The organism is Tardiphaga sp. 839_C3_N1_4, assembly GCF_051811045.1.
Classification (GTDB): domain Bacteria; phylum Pseudomonadota; class Alphaproteobacteria; order Rhizobiales; family Xanthobacteraceae; genus Tardiphaga.
The window spans coordinates 4,456,707-4,474,686 of record NZ_JBPWQD010000001.1 but is presented as its reverse complement, the minus strand read 5'-3'; the positions used below and the strand labels follow the sequence as shown (position 1 = coordinate 4,474,686).

Sequence of the window (17,980 nt, the reverse complement as noted above, 5' to 3'; positions counted from 1 at the left end):
ATTCATAATCCGAAATGCCGGGCCGTCTCGTCGAGCGCGCGCCTGAGCTTGTCGACGAGTTCGTCGATCTCGGCATGGGTGATAACCAGCGATGGGCTGAGCACGATGGACTGGCCGACGGCGCGGACGATCAAGCCCTGATTGTAGGCGGCTTCGCGGCAGAAGATGCCGGCGCCGTCCTCGACCGTGAAGATCTCGCGGGTGTCCTTGTCCTTGACCAGTTGCAGCGCCGCCAGCGTGCCTACGCCGCGTACCTCGCCGACCACCGGATGCTGTTCGAACTGCGCCAGCGCCTGATGCAGATAGGGGCCGATGTCGTTACGAACGCGGTCGACCAGGCCTTCGCGTTCAATGATGTCGATATTGGCGAGTGCCACCGCGCAGGCGACGGGATGGCCCGAATAGGTATAGCCGTGAGCGAGCAACCCGCCGGCGCCGATGGTCTCGAACACCCGCTTGTTCATCGCCACCGCGGCGATCGGCAGATAGCCCGAGGACAGACCCTTGGCCAGCGTCATCACGTCCGGCGTGATGCCATAAGTCTGCGCACCGAACCATTCGCCGGTGCGGCCGAAACCGCAGATCACTTCATCCGCAATCAGCAACACGTCGTATTTGCGGCAGATGCGCTGAATTTCCGGCCAGTAGGTTGACGGCGGATCGATCACCCCGCCAGCGCCCTGCACGGGCTCGCCGATAAAGGCCGCAACGTTGTCAGGTCCGAGTTCGAGAATCTTGTGCTCGAGCGCCTGCGCGGCCTGCAGTCCGAATTCCTCCTTGGTCAGCTCGCCGCCGAACATGTACCAGTGCGGATGCTGGATATGCGCGAAGCCGGGCAGCGTGCCGCCGTCCATGGCATGCATATGCGGCATTCCGCACAGGCTCACGGCTGCCAGCGTACTGCCGTGATAGGCCATGGTACGGCTGATGAAGGTGCGCTTGGCCGGCTTGCCCCGCAGCTTCCAGAAATAGCGCACCATGCGGACGATGGTGTCGTTGGCCTCGGAGCCGGACGAGGTGAACAGGAAATGGTCGAGGCCCTCCGGCGTGAGCTGAGAGAGCCTGTGTGCGAGCTCCGTCATCGCCGGCGTCGTCGACTGGAAATGGTTGCTGTAGAAGGGCAGCTCCGCCATCTGCCGTGTGGCGGCATCGACCAGTTCCTGCCGGCCATAGCCGACATTGACGCACCACAACCCGGCCATGCCGTCCAGGAATCTGCGCCCGTCGCTGTCCCAGATCTGGCAGCCCTCGCCGCGCACGACCACACGGGTCTTGCCGCTGGCGATCACGGCGGGATCGGTGAAGGAATGGACGTGATGCGCGCCGTCGAGCGCCTGCAAATCGCCGGTTGTTCTTGTTGTATCGAGCATCTTTTTCTCCGACGACGCCAGGCAGCCACGACAGGGCCAGCGTCAACGAAGGGATCATCGAATTGCCCGGACGATTGCGGGAGATGCCAAACAGGGGGCCGGTGGTGCGCAGCGCGCACCGTGGCCGCCCAATGCGCGGAGCAAGCCGCTAGGTGTGATGCGCGAAATCCGCCGGGGTCAGTTCGATCGGCTGGCCATGCGGCGTGCGATCGGCGGCGTGGTCCCAGGCATCGCGATAGCGATGCAGCGCATCCGCCGTCGTCACGCCCTTCTCGGCGATCAGATTTTCCAGCGTCGCCAGCCAGTGCCGGTAATAGGTCTCGCCGGTGTCGGCATCGCCGTCCGCCTGGGCGCGCTTGATCTCGGCGGCCAGCGCAGCAGCCCATTCCGTCCAGGTGAACACGCCGCGCTCATGCAGCGTCACGGCCATAGCGAAGGCCTGAGCCTCCCACGGCTCGCGAAACACCGGTCCCTCGGCGTCACAGGGGATGCTCGGGATTTCGGCCGTCGCACGCGTTGCAGCTTGAGTATTGGTCGTCATCACACCGGCTCCAGACATCAGGCGAATCCTACACCGACGCGCGCCTCGCGCAAATGTCGCTGCGTGACGCGCATGGCTGGTGTCTAATTCCTGACCTGCGAGAAAAACTCCAACATAAAGCGCGGTATGCGGCACGTTGCCCCGTCTGCAGGCTCACACTGCACAATCTGCGATCTTGCTCCGCTGAATAATTTTGGCGTACCCGTCGCTGCACTCGATCCCGTGAATAAAAGGTAGACTTAAGATGGAAAAGCCAAGCCTCATCCTGACCGGAGGACGCGTGTTCTGTGGTCTCAACGAGGGCTTTGTCGAAGCCATCGCGATCGCATCGGGACGCGTGCTGGCCACCGGTTCGGCTGAAAAGATCGCCGAACTTGCCGGCCCTGAGACCCGCATCATCGAACTCGCCGGTCGCACCGCCATCCCGGGCCTGAACGATGCGCATATGCATCTGCTGCCGCTCGGCCTGACCATGACCGAGATCAATCTGCGGCCGGAAACCGGCGCCAACAGCATCGGCGAAATCCTGCGCCGCGTCGCCGAAAAGGCCAAGACGGCCAAGCCCGGCGAATGGATCAATGGCCGCGGCTATGACCACTACGAGCTCGCGGAAAAGCGACACCCCACCGCCGAAGAGCTCGATCAGGTTGCGCCAAACAATCCGGTCTATCTCAAGCGCACCTGCGGCCATGTCGCCGTGATCAACACGCAGGCGATGCGCGCGGCCGGCATCGGCCACAACACGCCGCAGCCCGATGGCGGCATGATCGAGCGCCGCGACAACAAGCTCACCGGCCTGCTCGCCGAACGCGCGCTGCGCCTGATCGTCGACGCCGCGCCGAAGCCAAGCGCCGAACGCCTGCGCGACGCGATCGACCGCGCCAGCCGGTTCATGCTCGAGCAAGGCTTCACCAGCGTGATGGACGCCGCGGTCGGCATGGCCGCAGGCATGGATGAGATCGATGCCTATGAGCATCTGGCCAAATCGAACACGCTGCCGATCCGCACCTGGGTCTGTATCTACGGCAACACCGACGGCATCGGCGATCAGGCACATGCTGCAGGTTATCGTTTCGGCCGCGAGGTCGGCATGCTGCGCTATGGCGCGATGAAAGTGTTCGGTGACGGCAGCGCGGGCGGCCTCACCGCTGCGATGTCGGAGCCCTATCTCGTGGGCGATCCCGATAACCGCGGCATCTTCTGCTACACCGACAAGGAAATGCACGACTATCTCGCGCATTATCATGGCCTCGGCTACCAGCTCGCGATCCACGCCATCGGCGATGCCGCCATCGAGCAGGTGCTGTCAGGCATCGAGAAAGCGGGTACGACGGAGAACCCGATCCTCGGCCGGCGCCATCGCATCGAGCATTGCGGCTTCCTGAGCGACAGCCAGATCGCACGCATGGCCGCCGCGGGCATCGACCCGGTCCCGCAGCCGGTCTTCATGTATGAATTCGGCGATCTCTACATCACCAATCTCGGCCAGGCGCGTACCGATGTTGCCTATCCCATGCGCAAATGGTTCGACGCCGGCCTGCATCCGGCAGCAAGCTCGGACGCACCGGTCTCCACCACCGATCCGTTCAAGAACCTGTTTACGATGACGACGCGCATGTCCAACCGCCATACGGTACTTGGCGAAGGACAGAAGCTGTCGATGGCGGAAGCGATCCACGCCTACACCTATTTCGGCGCCTATACGCAATTCGCTGAAGAGCGCATGGGCCGTCTGGTGCCGGGCCAGCTCGCGGATATCGCCGTGCTCAGCCACGACGTCTTCACTTGCGCGCCTGAGGAAGTCGAGAAAGACACCCGCTGCGACCTCACCATTCTGGGTGGCGACGTCGTATTCGACAGGCTGGGGCAGGTCGCAGTCGCGGCGGAATAAAGAGAGCGCGAGATGCTGAGACACGCGGTCTATGCCCGCTGCTCAGTTACATCAGAGCAAAGGTCTGTTTGACGAAGGCCCTTGCCACAAGGCCGCGCTTCGTCTGTGCATAAAGGTACCGTCGCCAGATGACGTGGCGACGGCTGCCGATTCAAAAACGACACAGTGCCTTAACGGACGCGCTTGCGACAGGAGGCACCTGTTCCGCTGACCGCGGCACGGCATTGATCGATCGTGTCATAACTACAATCGGTGCCGCGCGACTGTGATTTGGCGCACCACGCCCTTCCCTTGGCCTCGCTCTGCGTGGTGACGAATACCATGCTCGCGCTCGCTACGATCGTGGAAACAAGCAGGGACAATAAAAAACGCTTCTTCAGGTTCTGCATCGCATCCTCCTTTTCAATCGTCGAAATAATGGATGACGCGATTGCATCACGATATCGGGTGTTGACCTGATCCGAGCCGCGGAATCACCCTTGCGATCACAGCGAAAGATCGTGATGCGCTGGAATGGCTATTGCAGGCGCAACGGTGCAATCGTATCGCTCACCTGCAATAGCGATGCGATACCGGATGGGATCTTCCGTGCGATGTGCGGACCCAGCAACGACCATGGCGCCAGTAATATCGGTTATGCCAATGCCGCCTGTGACTCCCCACCGCTGCTCCGGTGGCAGCACCGATGGCCGCACCGCGCCGCCCGCCGACGGCGCCGCCAATGATGGCGCCGGATACCGCGCCGCGTCCTGCTGCGCTTTGGGCAAGCGCATCCGCCAGCGGAACCACTGCAGACAGCGTGAGTAGAACGAGCAAGGTTGAGATCCGGCGCATGCGTAACTCCCTGACAAATGAGCCCCCTCACCTGCCCCGATTTGAAATGCACTTGCAGAGCCATAGCCATCGGGAAAAACCCTTGGCCGGCGTGCGTCACGCGCCACCGCATGTGTCAGCGCCTTACTAATTATTCACTGGGACACGCCGCTCTTCCGAATTATTGGAGCGCGATGCGATACTTTTTCCATATTCTGGACGGGCCGAAAGTTTTTCCCGATGAGGTCGGAAGCCGCCTTTCAAATCCGAAGCTTGCGATCACGCAGGCGCAGGCCCTTGCGACGGAATTGAGCAAGGCCGGCGCGCTGTGCAGGTCCCATCTGGTGTTTGTTCTCGACGAGAACGGCAACCGCATTTTCAGATGCCGGGCCCACTGACGGCTTCGCATATGGCTGCCGTCGTATGCGCGGATCGGGACATCGTCGAAGAAGTTGCCGAGTATCAGGGTAAAGCCCGATACCCGCTCAGGTGCTTTCCCTTATATCTCCCGTCGCGCTTCAAATTTTCCGGGCTATCCTGCACCACGTCGTCATTTACGAGGTTCGGTCGTGCGGGCCAGAATCTTCAGATTTGCAAAGATCCTGATGGCGTTTTTCGGCATCGCGCTGATGACGATCTTCGCTGTGCGCATCTACGATTCGCAGCGCGGACTGCCACTCGAGACATGGCATACCTACGTTCCGCATGAGCTTCATGCGAGCAAGCTGGATACTGCCGACTGGGCGCAATATATGGCGGCTGAGGCGGTGCTTTTCGACGAAGTCCAGCGCGAGGTATCGCAGAAGCTCGATGCGACAGAACGTGTGCCACCCAATCGGTATTTCGAAGGCAGCCCGGTCTATCCCCCGCATTTCGTGCAGGATTTCAACCGCTCCTTTGTGCTGGAGCCGAAGGGGAAGCCGATCGGGGCGGTCGTGCTTCTTCATGGCCTGACGGATTCCCCCTACAGCCAGCGCCATATTGCGCGCTTCTACCGCGACCAAGGCTTCCTGGCGATTGTCCCAAGGCTGCCGGCACATGGCACGGTTCCGGCCGCGCTGACCGACGTCGAATGGGAAGATTGGTTGGCTGCAACGCGGCTCGCAGTGCGGGAAGTCAAGAAGCGCATGGATTCGCCTGTGCCGCTGCATCTGGTGGGATTTTCCAATGGCGGTGCACTGGCCATCATGTATGCGCTGGATGCCATCGACGACGAAAAACTGTCCCGACCCGACCGCCTGATACTGATTTCGCCGATGGTCGGCATCACCAGTTTTGCACGCTTTGCCGGCCTCGCGGGATTTCCGGCCATTCTGCCCGCCTTCGCCAAGGCCGCCTGGCTCGACGTCGTTCCGGAGTTCAACCCCTTCAAGTACAATTCATTCCCGGTGAACGGCGCGCGTCAATCGCATCTTCTGACCAGGGCTCTGCAAGGGAGGCTCGCGCGCTATGCGAATGAAGGCAAACTGGACCGGTTTCCACCCATCCTGACATTCCAGTCACTGATGGATTTCACTGTCAGCACGCGGGCCATCGTCTCCGACCTCTATGCCCATCTGCCGGCCAATGGGAGCGAACTCGTCCTGTTCGACGTCAACCGCACCGCCCGATTTGGCCCGCTGCTCCGCACCAGCACCGACACCGCGCTGGCACGCATTGTACCCGCCGGTCCGCGGCGCTACCGCCTCGCCGTCATTACCAATTCCGGTGACAATAATGACGACGTGATCGAGCGTGTGACCGAGGCCGGCACCGTCGCCGAACATTCCCGCCCGCTCGGCCTGAGCTATCCACGGGGCTTCTATTCGCTGTCGCATGTGGCGCTGCCATTTCCGGTCAGCGATTCCCTCTATGGGGCGGAGCCGGACAAGTCCGAGGATTTCGGCGAGAACCTCGGCACCCTGGCGCCGCGCGGGGAACGCAACGTGCTGATCGCCAGCCTCGACTCGCTGATGCGAGCATCATCAAACCCGTTCTTCCCCTATATGGTCGGCCGGATCGGTGAGAGCATTGTCGCCCCCGCGAAGACCGCCCAACCGACCCGGTAAAGCGATATCGAGCCTATTGGACCAGACTGGCTCTGAGGCGCGTATATTCTGCCTCTGTAATAGATCCCGCCGATTTCAGGCGATCGAGTTTCTCGATTTCATCGGCAACACTGAATCCCACCACCCGGCGCAGGTCGTCGCGAGCCTCCTTGGCGCGCTCTGCATTTCTCTCGGCCATACTGCGGCCGTGCACCAGCAGGTAAGCGAAGATGCCGATGTAGGGCAGGACAATGAGCAGGATCACCCAGCAGACCTTGCCAATACCGGACACGTCATGGCGGCGAAACAAATCGCCGGTAACAACGATAAAGAGCCAGAACCACAGGACAAACATGAACACTGCGAACACATCGGCCACGAAATTGGCGAACGTGAAGCCACCCTGAAACAGCATGATCGGTCTCCACTCCGAAATTTGCTCGTGATCACTTGCGTCCCGAGAGCCTCAATTCCGGCACCGGCGATAGCCGACGCTAAATGCGAACTATCGAAGAACGAGATTGGAAATGCCCAGTGCCAGATTCAGTCCGATCTGGCCCTCGACTGATAGCGGCTGCAGCGTGATCGTACGGCGTGATCCGCCGACGAGGACGTTGGCGCCAAGGCCCAGGCCGAGTGCAACATTTCCGCTTGCCCCGACATAGCTGCCTCTCAATGTGCCGCGGCCGATATTACTGTTTCGCGCAAAGACGCCCCAGAACAGTGTCCCTCCTCGGGTTACACCGACATCGAGGCCAACCCGCCTGATCGTGCCTCTGTAGTTATATTGTCGCGCAGCCACGCTCGACAGGAAGACACATTGCATATCCTGGCGTGAGCCCAGAACCAGCCCAACCCTCGGACCGGTACTGCATGTCAGTCCGCCGACGCGGAAAAGCTGTTGCGCGTGAGCCGGTGTGGATAGCATCTGCGGGATCAGGAATGCGCACGCCACCGTCATTATGCGAATGCTGAACATCTGCTTCCCTCTCGAAGCCGCGACAAAATAGCCTCACGTCTGCCGCACGAGGCTAGCCGTCAGCACGCAATAGTTAATCGGGAAAAACCCTGAACAGGTCATGATGAGTACCCGGATTGCCCGGGGAACAATGACCTGGATTCAGGTACCCGCAGCAACGCGCGCGCCCGGAGAAGATTCCAGATCATTCGCAGGGACCAGAGCGCCACAAGTGCGGCTGCTTTGCCTTCCTTTTGGCCGAATCCGAAAACTTTAAAATTCTGTAAGAAAGTTGCGGCGCCGATGGACGAACGCCATCTCCAGTTCAGACGATCGCTCCTGCAACTTCCCAGATATCGCAGGCCCGGATGGCGGGCCGCAAGAGCACAGTCATCGTCGTTCCTGGAGAGAGTGGTCAGGTGATGTTTGGATCAATCAAGGCGTTCATCTCACGTGCGATCGAAGACGCCAATCAACGGAAACACGTCGAGCAGAGAGAGCTTCTCATCGTGACTGCGGCATTGCTCATCCGCGTTGCCACCGTCCATAACGAGCTATCGGATATCAGGCGCGCCAGATTGCACGCTATTTTCAGATCGCATGATGGGCTCGATGACACGGCTACGGCTCAGCTGCTCGTTGATGCAGATGCGGTCGCCCGCAGCGCGGTCGATCTTTACCGCTTTACCCGGCAGCTCAATGAATTCCTCGATGACGATGGACGCCGACGGATCGTTCAACTGATGTGGGAGATCGTTTACGCGGATCAGCGGGTCAACGAATTCGAAGAGAATCTGATCTGGCGAGCCGCAGATCTTCTGGGCGTATCGACCCGGCAGCGCGTTGAACTTCGACAGCGCGTCGTCGCTAACTTAGGGAATTTGGCGACGGTGTCAGCCTGACGCCATCAGGAGCATCCCAGGAGATACCGATCTTGGGCTCACTGGGCCAACAGCGCCGCTCCGAGAGCCAGTGTTAGTGCGAGCAGTGAAATGCCCGCGACATGCCACTGGCGAAGCACGCCTTCCGCTTGCTCGATAGCCTTGCCCCAGGCCGGAGCGATCTTCACGCACCTGTCCAGAACGACGACAATATCTCCCTCGGGAATATGGGGCAGCCGTCGCACCCAGCGCCACAGCACGGCCGCCAATATGGCGCCCAGCAAAACTGGAAACAGGGCTTTCCATAGCAGTTCGGGCGCCAGAGGATTGGGCAACATTCCTTCGGGGACCGCGAGGAATAGCGCCCATGGTACGATGAGCGACGCTACGGCGGTCGACAGCCATGGCCAGAACAGGCTCGGCGCCGCTGTCGCCTCCCGGTCCGTTGATATGGTCGTCACAAGACCTCGTACGAACTGCAGCATAAGCAGCGTCGTGCCGACAGCAGACAGCGTTGCAACCGTGTTGGCAGCCCCGTCTCCGAGCGGTCCGTCGACCACGATTTTTGCCAGCGCACCGCCGGTCAGCGGCAGCCCGCCAAGACCGACTGCGATGATCGCCACAGGAAGAAGCATGGACCACAGATATCGGCGACCGGTCGCGGCGATCACACCGATGGAAAGAAACAGCGCGCCTTTGACCAGAACGTGGTTCGCAGAATAGAAGATCGCCGCCAGTGCAGCGCGGCCATCTCCGGCAATCATGCCCATGCCAATGACGGCCACGATGAATCCCATCTGGCTGACGCTGGAATAGGCCAACACGACCTTCGGCCTGCGTTGCGTCATTCCAATGACCACACCGTAGAGCGCTGCGAACAAACCCGCAGCTGCAAGTAACGTCCCTGCATGGGGCAGTGCTGTATCGAGGGGGAGAAAGCGGATCATTCCAAGGATGCTGGCCTTGACGGCTGCGCCACTCAGCACTGTGGCAGCCGGCGTCGGCGCTGCCGCATAGGCGCGTGGCATCCAGACGTGAAATGGAACAAGGCCGGCCTTCATGCCAAAGCCTGCGATCAACAGGCCAATGATCAGGTCGCGGTGCGGCGACGTCGGTAATGCGGCGGCGGCATCAGCGATTAACAGCCCGTTGCCGGGAATATCTGCCGCGAGCAGCACGAAGGCGATGAGCAACAATGTCTCCGCCAGCAATCCAAGGCCGATATAGAGCGCGCCGGCACGCCACGCATCGGCCGTTTCATGCTGGATGATGAGGCCGCAGGCGCCGAGCGTCAGCATCGCCAGGAACAAATAGAAGCCCACCATATCGGCCGCGAGAAATACGCCGATGCACCCCGTCAGTGCGGTGAGCCAGCAGACGGCGAACCGCCCGCGGTTCGGCCTGCCCTGCAGATATGGCGATGCGTAGGCCCCGGCCGTGATCCACAGCAGCGCAGCAACGCCGAGCAGCAGCGCGCCGGGTAGATCAAGGGCGAAAGTCAAATGCAGACGGGCCGGGCCAACGACAAGCGGAGAATCGTCGGCGACAAAAAGAACTGCTGCAAATGCAGGGATCGGAGCAAAGGCCAGATACGAAGGCATTCGCAGCAATGCTCTTGGCGAGAAACAGGCCAGCAACATCCCCAGCGGAAAGAGCAAGGCGCCAGCCAACAAGGGATAGGCCTCCATCATTGCAGCGCAGCCATTGGCGCCTCCGGACGACCAACTTGCAAGACATCGATCGGACCGAGCGCCACGAGCCCCAGCAAGACCGAGAGACATGCCAGCCCCAGCGCCGCCACTTCCTGATACTTTGGCACCGCGGCGTGCAGTATCAGCGGCGCGCTCGGCGGGCCCATCGCACGCGACAGCACGATGTAGATATAGGCGCTCGTGAGCAGCCCTCCTGCGATAATCACGATTGCCCACCACCACTGCGCCGTTTCCATCGTCGCCTCCAGCAACAGCCACTTGGCCAGAAAGCCACCCGTTGGCGGCAACCCGATCAGGCACACGCCACCGAGGCCGAAGGCAAACATCGTCATGGGAAGCGCGCGCGCGATCCCGCCAAGCTCCGAGATCCGGTCATGTCCAAGCGCGGCATAGACAAGTCCGGCAGCCATGAACATGGCTGCCTTAGCGGTGGCGTGCGAGATGGCCTGGAGCATGCCGCCCGTCAGGGCATCGCCATACTGGAGATGCAACGGGTCGGCAGCGAGCGGAAACATCAGAAACAGATAGCCGATCTGCGCGACCGTCGAATAGGCGATCAGCAATTTGAGCCGTCGCTGGCGTAGCGCAACGACATTGCCGCATATGATCGCCGACGCCCCCAGTGCCCCAATGAGTTGGCCGCCGGCAACGTTCAGCAATCCCGGCATGGCGTCGAACCAGAGCCGCACGATGAGAAAGAACGATCCCTTCACCACGACGGCCGACAGAACCGCGCTTGCCGCCGCCGGCGCGCCAGCATGCGCCGGAGGAAGCCAGAGATGCAGTGGAAAGAGCGCCGTCTTGGCGAACAGCCCCACCGTCATCAGCGTGGCAGCAGCCAGCGTCGCCGGCTCAAGACGCACGCGTTGCGACATCAAGACGATGTCGAGGGTCCCATAGCTTCCGTATAGCAAGGCCGTTCCGACCAGATAGAGGATCGAGCCCAGCAGCGCAAAGAGCAGATAGCGCAACGCCGCCTGCAAGGTCTCCGCGCGACCATCGAGGCAGACCAGCGGCACCGCCGCGAAGGTCAGCAGTTCGAGCGCAACGTAGAGTGTGAACAGATCGCCGCCGAGAAAGATCATGTTCATCGCGCCCGAGATCGCCATGAGCATGACCCAGAACACCAGCGGTGCGCGGGTTTCAACTGACGCTGCGCGACTGTCGAAATTCGCATGCGCGAACACGCCGATGATGCAGATCACGATGGCCATTGCCAGCATCATCGCGACTGAAAGTCCGTCGGCGCGCAGCGTGATGCCGAGCGGGGGCTGCCAACCACCCACAATGTAGATCAGCGGCTCTCCGCTCTGCCATACTCTCAGGAAGACGATGCATGCCACGCCGAGACCTGCGGGCAACAGAACCCCGGCAATTTTTTCGGCGTACCGTCCGCCAAGGACAAACGACAGCAGGATACCAACCACTGGCAATATGATGGCCAGAACAAGAAGCGCGCCATCGGCAGTCGTCGCATCAAGCACGGTTGTCGCCGGCATCAGGATTTGCCCTCGCCATCGACGGCGCCGGAACTGTCGGACCTGATCGATGCCCGGCCGGTCTCATCCGCAAGACGCTGCACCAGCGCGATGGCCATGGCCGTCGCGGCGAAGGCGACGACAATCGCGGTGATCACCATCGCCTGGGGGACCGGATCACCGCCGAGCCCAGCCGCCGCCCGCCTGGCGATCATACCGAACAGCAGAAACACACCACTCCCGAGCAAATTGAATGCAAGGATCTTGCGTAGCGGTTCGGGATTCGTGATGAGCCCGTACAGTCCGATGCCCACCAGCGCAGCGCCGCACAAGCCGAACAGCGTTACCGCGTTCATTGCTGTTGCGCCCGTTCCGGCGGCCCTGCGGCCAGCATGCCAAGCGCGACAGCGATCGACAGCGTAAGAGCGGCTTCCACGGCGACAATCAACGGTTTGGCGTAGCCCGCCGGGTAAGCCAGAAAGGCGTCGGCGAATACCCATCCAGCAAGGCCAATAACAAGGAACAGCACCGGTCCGGTAACGAGCAAAACACGCAGCCAGAGCCGACTGATCGCAGGGGCTTTTTGCAATCCCGCGACAATGACAAGGAGCCACATCGCAGCCAGCACCGTGCCGCCCTGAAAGGCGCCGCCAGGGTGCTTCGCGCCGACCCAGCACATATAGATTCCGAACACGATTCCCACCGGTGGCAAAAGCTGAGCCAGAAAGATCAGCGTGGGATCGGGCTTTGCATAAACCTGTAGGCCCGGCATTCCACCCCAGGTACGATCCGGCGCCAGCGACCAAACTCCAAGCAAGGCAAGCAGCACGACCACCTTTTCGAGCAACGTGTCGAGCGCCCGGAACACGAACAGCACGCCGGCGACAGGGTTGCCGAGACCACTCGGCGGCAGATTTTCCATCACTGTCGGTGCGAGTGTCGGAACGGCCGCCGGTGGATGGAGCACGACGATGGCAAGACCCGCCACGACCAGCGCGCACAATGCACCCGCAGCAAGGCGAACCGCATAACCAACCCTCACACGATCGACATCGTCGGAGCGGGAACGCGTGGCGGCGCCAAGCAGCAGCAGGCCGGTCATTCCGCCGCCGATCGCCGCCTCTGTCAGCGCCACATCGACAGCGTGGAGCCGAACCCATGCAATGGACAGAAGCAGCCCATAGACGGCGAACATGACGACTGCCGCGAACGCCGTGCGCACAAGGATCGTTGAAGCACCGATCGCCAGGATCAACGCGACCAGAGCGACATCGAAGACGGAGGCGATGCTCATCCGTCAACTCCGTGCTGGCGTACCGCACCAGCAATCAGTTGGGTGACGACCGCCCCCGACAGCTGGACGAGCAGCCAGACCATGATCAGTTTGACCGCGAACAGCAGGCTACCCGTCTGCGGCAGCAAGCCCAGAACGATCAAGCCAAGGCCAAGATTGTCAACCTTGGTCAGCGCGTGAAGACGCGTCGGCGTATCCGGGAAGCGCAACAGACCCACCGTGCCCGCAAGGAAGAACAACGCTCCTGCGGAGACCGCGCAAATGGTCCAGATATCCATGACGCGGCTCATGCGCCCTCACTCCCCTCTGGCTTCGCGTGACGCACCGGACGCGCTTCTGACGAATGCGACGGCAGCAAATGCTGCAAATAGCGCGAGCATCACGGCAACATCCACGACAGGCGACGTCTCGCTTGCGACCGCGAGCAAAAGAAGGATGGCGACACCTCCCGTGCCAAGCAGCTGGACGGCCATCAACCGGTCCGCATCGGCCGATCGTCGAAGAATGGCGAACAGGCCCAATGCCACCGTCAGCAGTACAAAGAGCGAAGCACCCAACAGCAGGCTAGGCATCGGATTTCGCGCTTCCGAGCGCCCCCATGCACAGGGTTTCCTCCATCGACAATTGTTCGACGACGGGCTGCGTCACATCGAGACAATGAATGGCCAGACTGCCGTCACCCGACGTTCCGCACGGGAGCGTACCCGGCATCAGGCTCATGATCGCGCAAAACGTATTCCGCTTCCTGCCCGGCGGCAGCTGCGCCTGATAGGCGACGAAGCCCGGATGCAGCGGCAGCCGCGGGTGAAGCGCCCGCAGCGCCACGTCTACTCCTGCAACAATGGACTGATGGAGGAGGTGCAGGACGAATCCGGCAAATTTGATCGGGCGGAAGTCCCCACTGCTCGACAGGCAGCAGCTTGAGGCTTGCCCAGGTCGCTGCGGCAGCTGCAATCAGACCGGGCCCCACATCACCGGGATCACCGCGCGTCAGCACCAGCCAGAAGCAGAAGAAGCCGGTAGCGCGGATCACAGCACTGCCCATGACATCCGACCACCTCGCCTCACCCCTATTGCCAGTGTCGATCAAGTTCATGGAAGCCACCCTAGCGACTGCTGTCCGTGCTCCGCTTCGATTTCTGCTTGGTCTTCGTATTGTAAACGGGCTGCTGGGGTTCCTCGACGACGATCGGGTGTTGCGGAATCTTCAGACGATCGACGCGCACATCGTCCCGCAAGGCATCCCGATCCATCCGATCGCCGCGCTCAACGGAGTCTCGTGGCTCCGCACTGGCGGAAAATGCCGTGCAGATAAGAAGAATTGCCGCGCCTGTCGTCGCAATCAACTGCCGCATCATCGCCTCTCGTATCCTGATCTCTAGAACGCGAAGTCGAGTCGTGGGCCGATCATCCAATCTCTATAATGACGCAGCGCCACGTTGGAATTTCGTGCTTCGTAGATCACGTTCGTGGTGAGCGATACGTTGCTGGCGATATTGTATTTCAAGCCGAGAGACGCCGAGTAAATCTGATCCTCCCGGTCGCGGTTCAAGCCATCGGTGAACCAGAATGCCTCGATGAATGGCGTGCTGACGATGGACCATTTGGAGTTCAGCTCGACCTCGATGCCGACCAGCGCATCGAAACGCCAGCGCCTGGCCTCGGCGAGATCAGAGAACCGATAAGTGAGCTGGAGGAGCGGCGAGAGCGTGACATTGTCGAAGGTGAAATCGCGTGCGATGGCACCCGTCACGTCGTGAGAGGTGAAGGCGAGATCGCGAAACACGCCGTCGTAGTCATATCTGTTTTCGTAGGTTGCGCTTATCCTCCAGCCATACAGATTCTTCGTCAGCCGCGCGCCGAGACGCGCAATGGCGGCATTGCCGTCGTGTTCTCTGGAAAATGCTTCGAACTGAGCACGTGCAAAAATGCGGTAGGACAGGTCCGGCGCAAGTTTGCCGTCCAGCCGCAAGCTCACATCTGGCTCATAGTAAAAATCCCCACGCCGGTCATCGCGAGAAAACAGAGCATTGGCCGTGTAGGTGGGCGACAGGGATCCAACAACGCTCCAGGTCGGGCTCATCGACGTGTATTCGACCTTTCTGAGCTCGGTCAGATCTATGTCGGCAGCTATTGCCCCGCTGGCATAAAGGAAGCTTGTTGCTGCCAGGACAATTCCGGATCCACGCATTGCACACTCCCCAGACAATTACTCTCCGTCGGTCGGTGGTTCTGGCTTCGATGATAACAGTCCCACGATCTCGCTCCCCCGAGCGGAGAATGGCCGATTACGTCAGTAATCTACGGCATCGCGGATGATCGGACAGGTCATACAGTGACCGCCGCCACGGCCGCGACCGAGTTCGGCGCCGACAATCGTGATCACCTCGATGCCTTCCTTGCGCAGCAGCGTGTTGGTGTAAGTGTTGCGATCGTAAGCATAGACGACACCTGGCGATGCGCAAACGAGATTGGCACCGCTGTCCCATTGGGTTCGTTCCCGCTGGTAGTCACTGCCACCCGCTTCGACCACACGCAGCTTCTTGAGGCCCAGCGCTTCCTCGACAACGCCGACGAATGACTTCTTCTCCGCATGCAACTCGACACCGCTCGGATGGTCGCTCGGACGATAGGAATAGGTACGTGTCTGGTTCATGAAGTCCGGCGCGAGCAGCACGCAGTCGCGGTCGGCGAATGTGAAAACAGTATCGAGATGCATGGCCGCGCGGATCTTCGGCATTGCCGCAACGATCACGCGCTCCGCAGCCTTCTTTTTAAACAAAGTCGCTGCAAGCTGGCTGATCGCCTGACGGGAGGTGCGCTCGCTCATGCCGATCAGCACCACCCCCTTGCCGATGGGCATCACATCGCCCCCCTCCAGCGTGGCCAGTCCATGGTCCTCTGTAGGGTCGCCCCACCAGACATTGACGTTGCCGGCAAAATCGGGATGAAACTTGTAGATCGCGGTGGTGAGGATCGTTTCCTCATGTCGCGCGGGCCAGTACAGCGCGTTGAGAGTGACACCGCCATAAATCCAGCAGGTCGTGTCGCGCGTATAGAGCGTGTTCGGCAGCGGCGGCAGAAGGTATTCAGTCGCCCCCGCGGCCTCCTTCACCATCCTGAGTGCAGCGCCACCATGGGCTTCCGGAAAGTCATGGGTCGACAGGCCACCGATCAGCGTTTCCGCGAGTTTTCGATTGTCCAGCCCGGACAGGTAGCTTTTGAGCTCATCGATGAAACCAAGGCCGACCTGGTTCGGCACCACCTGATTATCGAGGATCCAGGCCTTGCCCTCCGGGACCGCCAGCGTCTCGGCGAGCAGGTTATGCATCTCAACGACATCGACCCCGCGGTCCCGCATCTTGGTGACGAAATCGAAGTGGTCGCGCTTCGCATTATCGACCCAGAGCACATCGTCAAACAGCAACTGATCGCAATTGGACGGAGTCAAGCGTGTATGCGCAAGGCCCGGAGCACAGACCAGGACCTTGCGCAACTGGCCAACTTCGGAGTGCACACCAAACGGGACTTTCTTTGCACTGGCCATCATGAACTCCCATCGATTTCCTAGATGCTGATATAGCCGGTGGCGAGGCCGTGGATGCCGACTACGCATCCGACGACAGCGACGCCGAACAGGACCCATTCTGCCGGAGTGAAGAGCTGCTTGTTGAGCTCCCTCCGTGTGATGAAATACAGGATTGTTCCGGGTGCGTAGATGATGAAGCCAAGCAGCAGAAATTTCATACCGCCAGCGAACAGCAGGAAGATCGTGTAGGCTGTCGCCAGAACAGCGATGATCGTGTCCTTGCGAAGATCGCTCGGATCGGTCTCGTAAGTCTCCTTGCGGTAGACCAGCATCAGCGCGAAAGCTGCCGAAAGAAAATAGGGAATCAGCGACAGGTGGCTGCACAGTGAAAGAGCGAAGGTGAAGGCATCGTCGGAAAACAACGTCGCGATGAGCACAGCCTGAACAAGTAGCGTGCTCATCAGGAGCGCCATTGATGGGACCTGGTTTGCGTTTTCGCGCGCCAGGAATGCCGGCATGTCTTGCCGCTTCGCCGCAACCGACAGCACTTCGGCAGCCATCAGGGTCCAGGCAAGATAGGCCCCGAGCACCGAGATAATCACACCGATGCCGATGAAGATGGCACCCCAATGACCAACGGCCGCTTCGAGCACGCCGCCAACCGAGGGTTGACGCAATTGCGCCAGTTCTTCGCGGGGGAGGATGCCATATGCAAGAATGGACACGGACGCGAACAGGGCTAGCACGGCCAGAAATCCCGTCACGGTCGCAATACCAACGTCCTCGCGCCGCTGCGCGAACCGCGAATAGTTGCTGGCGCCTTCGATGCCGAGAAACACGAAGACCGTGACCAGCATCGTCGCCTTGATCTGCGCGAAGAGATTTCCGTAGTCCCCGCTTGCGCCGCCCCAGAGGTTGCCGACGAACACATCGGGCTTGAGGAAGAAGATCGCCAGGACCACGAACAGCAGCAGCGGAATGAGTTTGGCGATCGTCACGATCTTGTTGATCGCAGCCGCCTCCTTGACGCCGCGCAGCACAAGGAAATGAAACGCCCAGACACCTACCGACGATATTGCGATGGCAGTGACCGTATTGCCCTGACCGAGCGCGGGGAACAACGCGCCGAGCGTCGACTTGATCAGAATCCAATAGGATACGTTGCCGACGCAGGCACTGGCCCAGTAGCCAAAGGCGGAGAAGAAGCCGACATAGGGCCCGAACCCCTCCCGCGCATAGGCGTAAACGCCCGCATCGAGATCCGGCTTGCGGTTGGCCAGCGTCTGAAACACAAATCCCAGCATCAACATGCCGGCACCGGCGACGGCCCACGCGATCAGCGCTCCATAGATGCCGGTGGCCTGAGCAAAGTTACGCGGTATCGAAAACACGCCGGCGCCGACCATCCCGCCGACCACCATGGCCGTGAGCGTCCAAAGCGGCAATTTCTGGTCGCCTGCATTGCTCATGGCCGAAGCACTCCCAT

The 17,980-nt window shown here is 60.8% G+C and carries 20 protein-coding genes; 5 read left to right on the top strand and 15 right to left on the bottom strand.

From position 1 onward, the window contains the following. Positions 1-2: 2 nt before the first annotated feature. Both AB8A38_RS21415 and AB8A38_RS21410 read right to left on the bottom strand, forming a co-directional pair. Positions 3-1,370 (bottom strand): aspartate aminotransferase family protein, encoded by a 1,368-nt coding sequence (locus AB8A38_RS21415; protein ID WP_439087317.1) that lies wholly within the window; start codon positions 1,368-1,370, stop codon positions 3-5. Positions 1,371-1,518: 148 nt separating this feature from the next. Then, positions 1,519-1,911: a nitrile hydratase accessory protein gene (locus AB8A38_RS21410; RefSeq protein WP_315839644.1), complete on the bottom strand. Its 393-nt coding sequence runs from the start codon at positions 1,909-1,911 to the stop codon at positions 1,519-1,521. Positions 1,912-2,155: 244 nt separating this feature from the next. Between AB8A38_RS21410 and AB8A38_RS21405 the strand changes: the two genes are divergently transcribed. Continuing rightward, positions 2,156-3,802, top strand: a complete 1,647-nt coding sequence (locus AB8A38_RS21405; protein ID WP_439087316.1) for an amidohydrolase — start codon at positions 2,156-2,158, stop codon at positions 3,800-3,802. 170 nt (positions 3,803-3,972) lie between these two features. Here AB8A38_RS21405 and AB8A38_RS21400 read toward each other — a convergent pair whose 3' ends face one another. Continuing rightward, positions 3,973-4,191 carry a DUF3551 domain-containing protein gene (locus AB8A38_RS21400; protein WP_089263548.1) on the bottom strand — a complete coding sequence of 73 codons (219 nt, stop codon included), beginning with the start codon at positions 4,189-4,191 and terminating at the stop codon, positions 3,973-3,975. 462 nt (positions 4,192-4,653) lie between these two features. Between AB8A38_RS21400 and AB8A38_RS21395 the strand changes: the two genes are divergently transcribed. Both AB8A38_RS21395 and AB8A38_RS21390 read left to right on the top strand, forming a co-directional pair. After that, positions 4,654-5,013: a DUF6894 family protein gene (locus AB8A38_RS21395; protein WP_439087315.1), complete on the top strand. Its 360-nt coding sequence runs from the start codon at positions 4,654-4,656 to the stop codon at positions 5,011-5,013. A 207-nt stretch (positions 5,014-5,220) separates the two neighbouring features. Continuing rightward, complete coding sequence (locus AB8A38_RS21390; RefSeq protein WP_439087314.1) at positions 5,221-6,663, top strand: alpha/beta hydrolase; 1,443 nt, start codon at positions 5,221-5,223, stop codon at positions 6,661-6,663. Between the two features lie 13 nt (positions 6,664-6,676). Here the strand turns inward: AB8A38_RS21390 and AB8A38_RS21385 are convergent, their stop codons facing one another. Together AB8A38_RS21385 and AB8A38_RS21380 are read right to left on the bottom strand one after the other, a co-directional pair. Beyond that, on the bottom strand, positions 6,677-7,057 hold the full coding sequence (locus tag AB8A38_RS21385) for a PLDc N-terminal domain-containing protein (RefSeq protein ID WP_439087313.1): 381 nt from the start codon (positions 7,055-7,057) through the stop codon (positions 6,677-6,679). Positions 7,058-7,147: 90 nt separating this feature from the next. After that, entirely contained in the window at positions 7,148-7,570 is a 423-nt protein-coding gene (locus AB8A38_RS21380; protein WP_439088574.1) for a DUF992 domain-containing protein, read from the bottom strand. 398 nt (positions 7,571-7,968) lie between these two features. Between AB8A38_RS21380 and AB8A38_RS21375 the strand changes: the two genes are divergently transcribed. Next, entirely contained in the window at positions 7,969-8,502 is a 534-nt protein-coding gene (locus AB8A38_RS21375) for a TerB family tellurite resistance protein (RefSeq protein WP_439087312.1), read from the top strand. 38 nt (positions 8,503-8,540) lie between these two features. On the opposite strand, the gene AB8A38_RS21370 is transcribed toward AB8A38_RS21375, so the two are convergent. From AB8A38_RS21370 to AB8A38_RS21340, 7 genes are all read right to left on the bottom strand, one after another. Beyond that, the gene (locus AB8A38_RS21370) at positions 8,541-10,082 is read right to left on the bottom strand and encodes a proton-conducting transporter transmembrane domain-containing protein (RefSeq protein WP_439087311.1); all 1,542 of its coding nucleotides are present in this window, start codon (positions 10,080-10,082) and stop codon (positions 8,541-8,543) included. An 86-nt stretch (positions 10,083-10,168) separates the two neighbouring features. Next, on the bottom strand, positions 10,169-11,692 hold the full coding sequence (locus AB8A38_RS21365; RefSeq protein WP_439087310.1) for a complex I subunit 5 family protein: 1,524 nt from the start codon (positions 11,690-11,692) through the stop codon (positions 10,169-10,171). Next, a complete protein-coding gene (locus tag AB8A38_RS21360; protein WP_439087309.1) occupies positions 11,692-12,027 on the bottom strand; it encodes an NADH-quinone oxidoreductase subunit K in 336 nt (111 codons plus the stop codon). The genes AB8A38_RS21365 and AB8A38_RS21360 overlap by 1 nt, the downstream gene beginning before the upstream one ends. Continuing rightward, positions 12,024-12,965, bottom strand: coding sequence for an MnhB domain-containing protein (locus AB8A38_RS21355; RefSeq protein WP_439087308.1), 942 nt, complete (start codon positions 12,963-12,965; stop codon positions 12,024-12,026). The genes AB8A38_RS21360 and AB8A38_RS21355 overlap by 4 nt, the downstream gene beginning before the upstream one ends. Then, positions 12,962-13,255 carry a monovalent cation/H(+) antiporter subunit G gene (locus AB8A38_RS21350; RefSeq protein ID WP_439087307.1) on the bottom strand — a complete coding sequence of 98 codons (294 nt, stop codon included), beginning with the start codon at positions 13,253-13,255 and terminating at the stop codon, positions 12,962-12,964. The genes AB8A38_RS21355 and AB8A38_RS21350 overlap by 4 nt, the downstream gene beginning before the upstream one ends. Positions 13,256-13,261: 6 nt before the next feature. After that, positions 13,262-13,537, bottom strand: a complete 276-nt coding sequence (locus AB8A38_RS21345) for a monovalent cation/H+ antiporter complex subunit F (RefSeq protein WP_439087306.1) — start codon at positions 13,535-13,537, stop codon at positions 13,262-13,264. Continuing rightward, complete coding sequence (locus AB8A38_RS21340) at positions 13,530-13,919, bottom strand: Na+/H+ antiporter subunit E (protein ID WP_439087305.1); 390 nt, start codon at positions 13,917-13,919, stop codon at positions 13,530-13,532. The genes AB8A38_RS21345 and AB8A38_RS21340 overlap by 8 nt, the downstream gene beginning before the upstream one ends. 89 nt (positions 13,920-14,008) lie before the next feature. Between AB8A38_RS21340 and AB8A38_RS21335 the strand changes: the two genes are divergently transcribed. Then, positions 14,009-14,347, top strand: coding sequence for a hypothetical protein (locus AB8A38_RS21335; protein ID WP_439087304.1), 339 nt, complete (start codon positions 14,009-14,011; stop codon positions 14,345-14,347). Here the strand turns inward: AB8A38_RS21335 and AB8A38_RS21330 are convergent. From AB8A38_RS21330 to AB8A38_RS21320, 3 genes are all read right to left on the bottom strand, one after another. After that, positions 14,344-15,156 (bottom strand): outer membrane beta-barrel protein, encoded by an 813-nt coding sequence (locus AB8A38_RS21330; RefSeq protein ID WP_439087303.1) that lies wholly within the window; start codon positions 15,154-15,156, stop codon positions 14,344-14,346. The genes AB8A38_RS21335 and AB8A38_RS21330 overlap by 4 nt on opposite strands. 102 nt (positions 15,157-15,258) lie before the next feature. Beyond that, positions 15,259-16,512, bottom strand: coding sequence for an arginine deiminase (gene arcA, locus AB8A38_RS21325; protein ID WP_244528053.1), 1,254 nt, complete (start codon positions 16,510-16,512; stop codon positions 15,259-15,261). A 20-nt stretch (positions 16,513-16,532) separates the two neighbouring features. Beyond that, the gene (locus AB8A38_RS21320; RefSeq protein WP_439087302.1) at positions 16,533-17,963 is read right to left on the bottom strand and encodes a basic amino acid/polyamine antiporter; all 1,431 of its coding nucleotides are present in this window, start codon (positions 17,961-17,963) and stop codon (positions 16,533-16,535) included. Positions 17,964-17,980 lie beyond the last annotated feature (17 nt).

Excerpts from the sequence above, each read along its gene's own strand:
- AB8A38_RS21415 (WP_439087317.1), bottom strand. The coding sequence starts at position 1,370 with ATGCTCGATACAACAAGAACAACCGGCGATTTGCAGGCGCTCGACGGC.
- AB8A38_RS21410 (WP_315839644.1), bottom strand. The coding sequence starts at position 1,911 with ATGACGACCAATACTCAAGCTGCAACGCGTGCGACGGCCGAAATCCCG.
- AB8A38_RS21405 (WP_439087316.1), top strand. The coding sequence starts at position 2,156 with ATGGAAAAGCCAAGCCTCATCCTGACCGGAGGACGCGTGTTCTGTGGT.
- AB8A38_RS21400 (WP_089263548.1), bottom strand. The coding sequence starts at position 4,191 with ATGCAGAACCTGAAGAAGCGTTTTTTATTGTCCCTGCTTGTTTCCACG.
- AB8A38_RS21395 (WP_439087315.1), top strand. The coding sequence starts at position 4,654 with ATGAGCCCCCTCACCTGCCCCGATTTGAAATGCACTTGCAGAGCCATA.
- AB8A38_RS21390 (WP_439087314.1), top strand. The coding sequence starts at position 5,221 with ATGGCGTTTTTCGGCATCGCGCTGATGACGATCTTCGCTGTGCGCATC.
- AB8A38_RS21385 (WP_439087313.1), bottom strand. The coding sequence starts at position 7,057 with ATGCTGTTTCAGGGTGGCTTCACGTTCGCCAATTTCGTGGCCGATGTG.
- AB8A38_RS21380 (WP_439088574.1), bottom strand. The coding sequence starts at position 7,570 with ATGCTATCCACACCGGCTCACGCGCAACAGCTTTTCCGCGTCGGCGGA.
- AB8A38_RS21375 (WP_439087312.1), top strand. The coding sequence starts at position 7,969 with ATGGCGGGCCGCAAGAGCACAGTCATCGTCGTTCCTGGAGAGAGTGGT.
- AB8A38_RS21370 (WP_439087311.1), bottom strand. The coding sequence starts at position 10,082 with ATGCCTTCGTATCTGGCCTTTGCTCCGATCCCTGCATTTGCAGCAGTT.
- AB8A38_RS21365 (WP_439087310.1), bottom strand. The coding sequence starts at position 11,692 with ATGCCGGCGACAACCGTGCTTGATGCGACGACTGCCGATGGCGCGCTT.
- AB8A38_RS21360 (WP_439087309.1), bottom strand. The coding sequence starts at position 12,027 with ATGAACGCGGTAACGCTGTTCGGCTTGTGCGGCGCTGCGCTGGTGGGC.
- AB8A38_RS21355 (WP_439087308.1), bottom strand. The coding sequence starts at position 12,965 with ATGAGCATCGCCTCCGTCTTCGATGTCGCTCTGGTCGCGTTGATCCTG.
- AB8A38_RS21350 (WP_439087307.1), bottom strand. The coding sequence starts at position 13,255 with ATGAGCCGCGTCATGGATATCTGGACCATTTGCGCGGTCTCCGCAGGA.
- AB8A38_RS21345 (WP_439087306.1), bottom strand. The coding sequence starts at position 13,537 with ATGCCTAGCCTGCTGTTGGGTGCTTCGCTCTTTGTACTGCTGACGGTG.
- AB8A38_RS21335 (WP_439087304.1), top strand. The coding sequence starts at position 14,009 with ATGACATCCGACCACCTCGCCTCACCCCTATTGCCAGTGTCGATCAAG.
- AB8A38_RS21330 (WP_439087303.1), bottom strand. The coding sequence starts at position 15,156 with ATGCGTGGATCCGGAATTGTCCTGGCAGCAACAAGCTTCCTTTATGCC.
- arcA (WP_244528053.1), bottom strand. The coding sequence starts at position 16,512 with ATGGCCAGTGCAAAGAAAGTCCCGTTTGGTGTGCACTCCGAAGTTGGC.
- AB8A38_RS21320 (WP_439087302.1), bottom strand. The coding sequence starts at position 17,963 with ATGAGCAATGCAGGCGACCAGAAATTGCCGCTTTGGACGCTCACGGCC.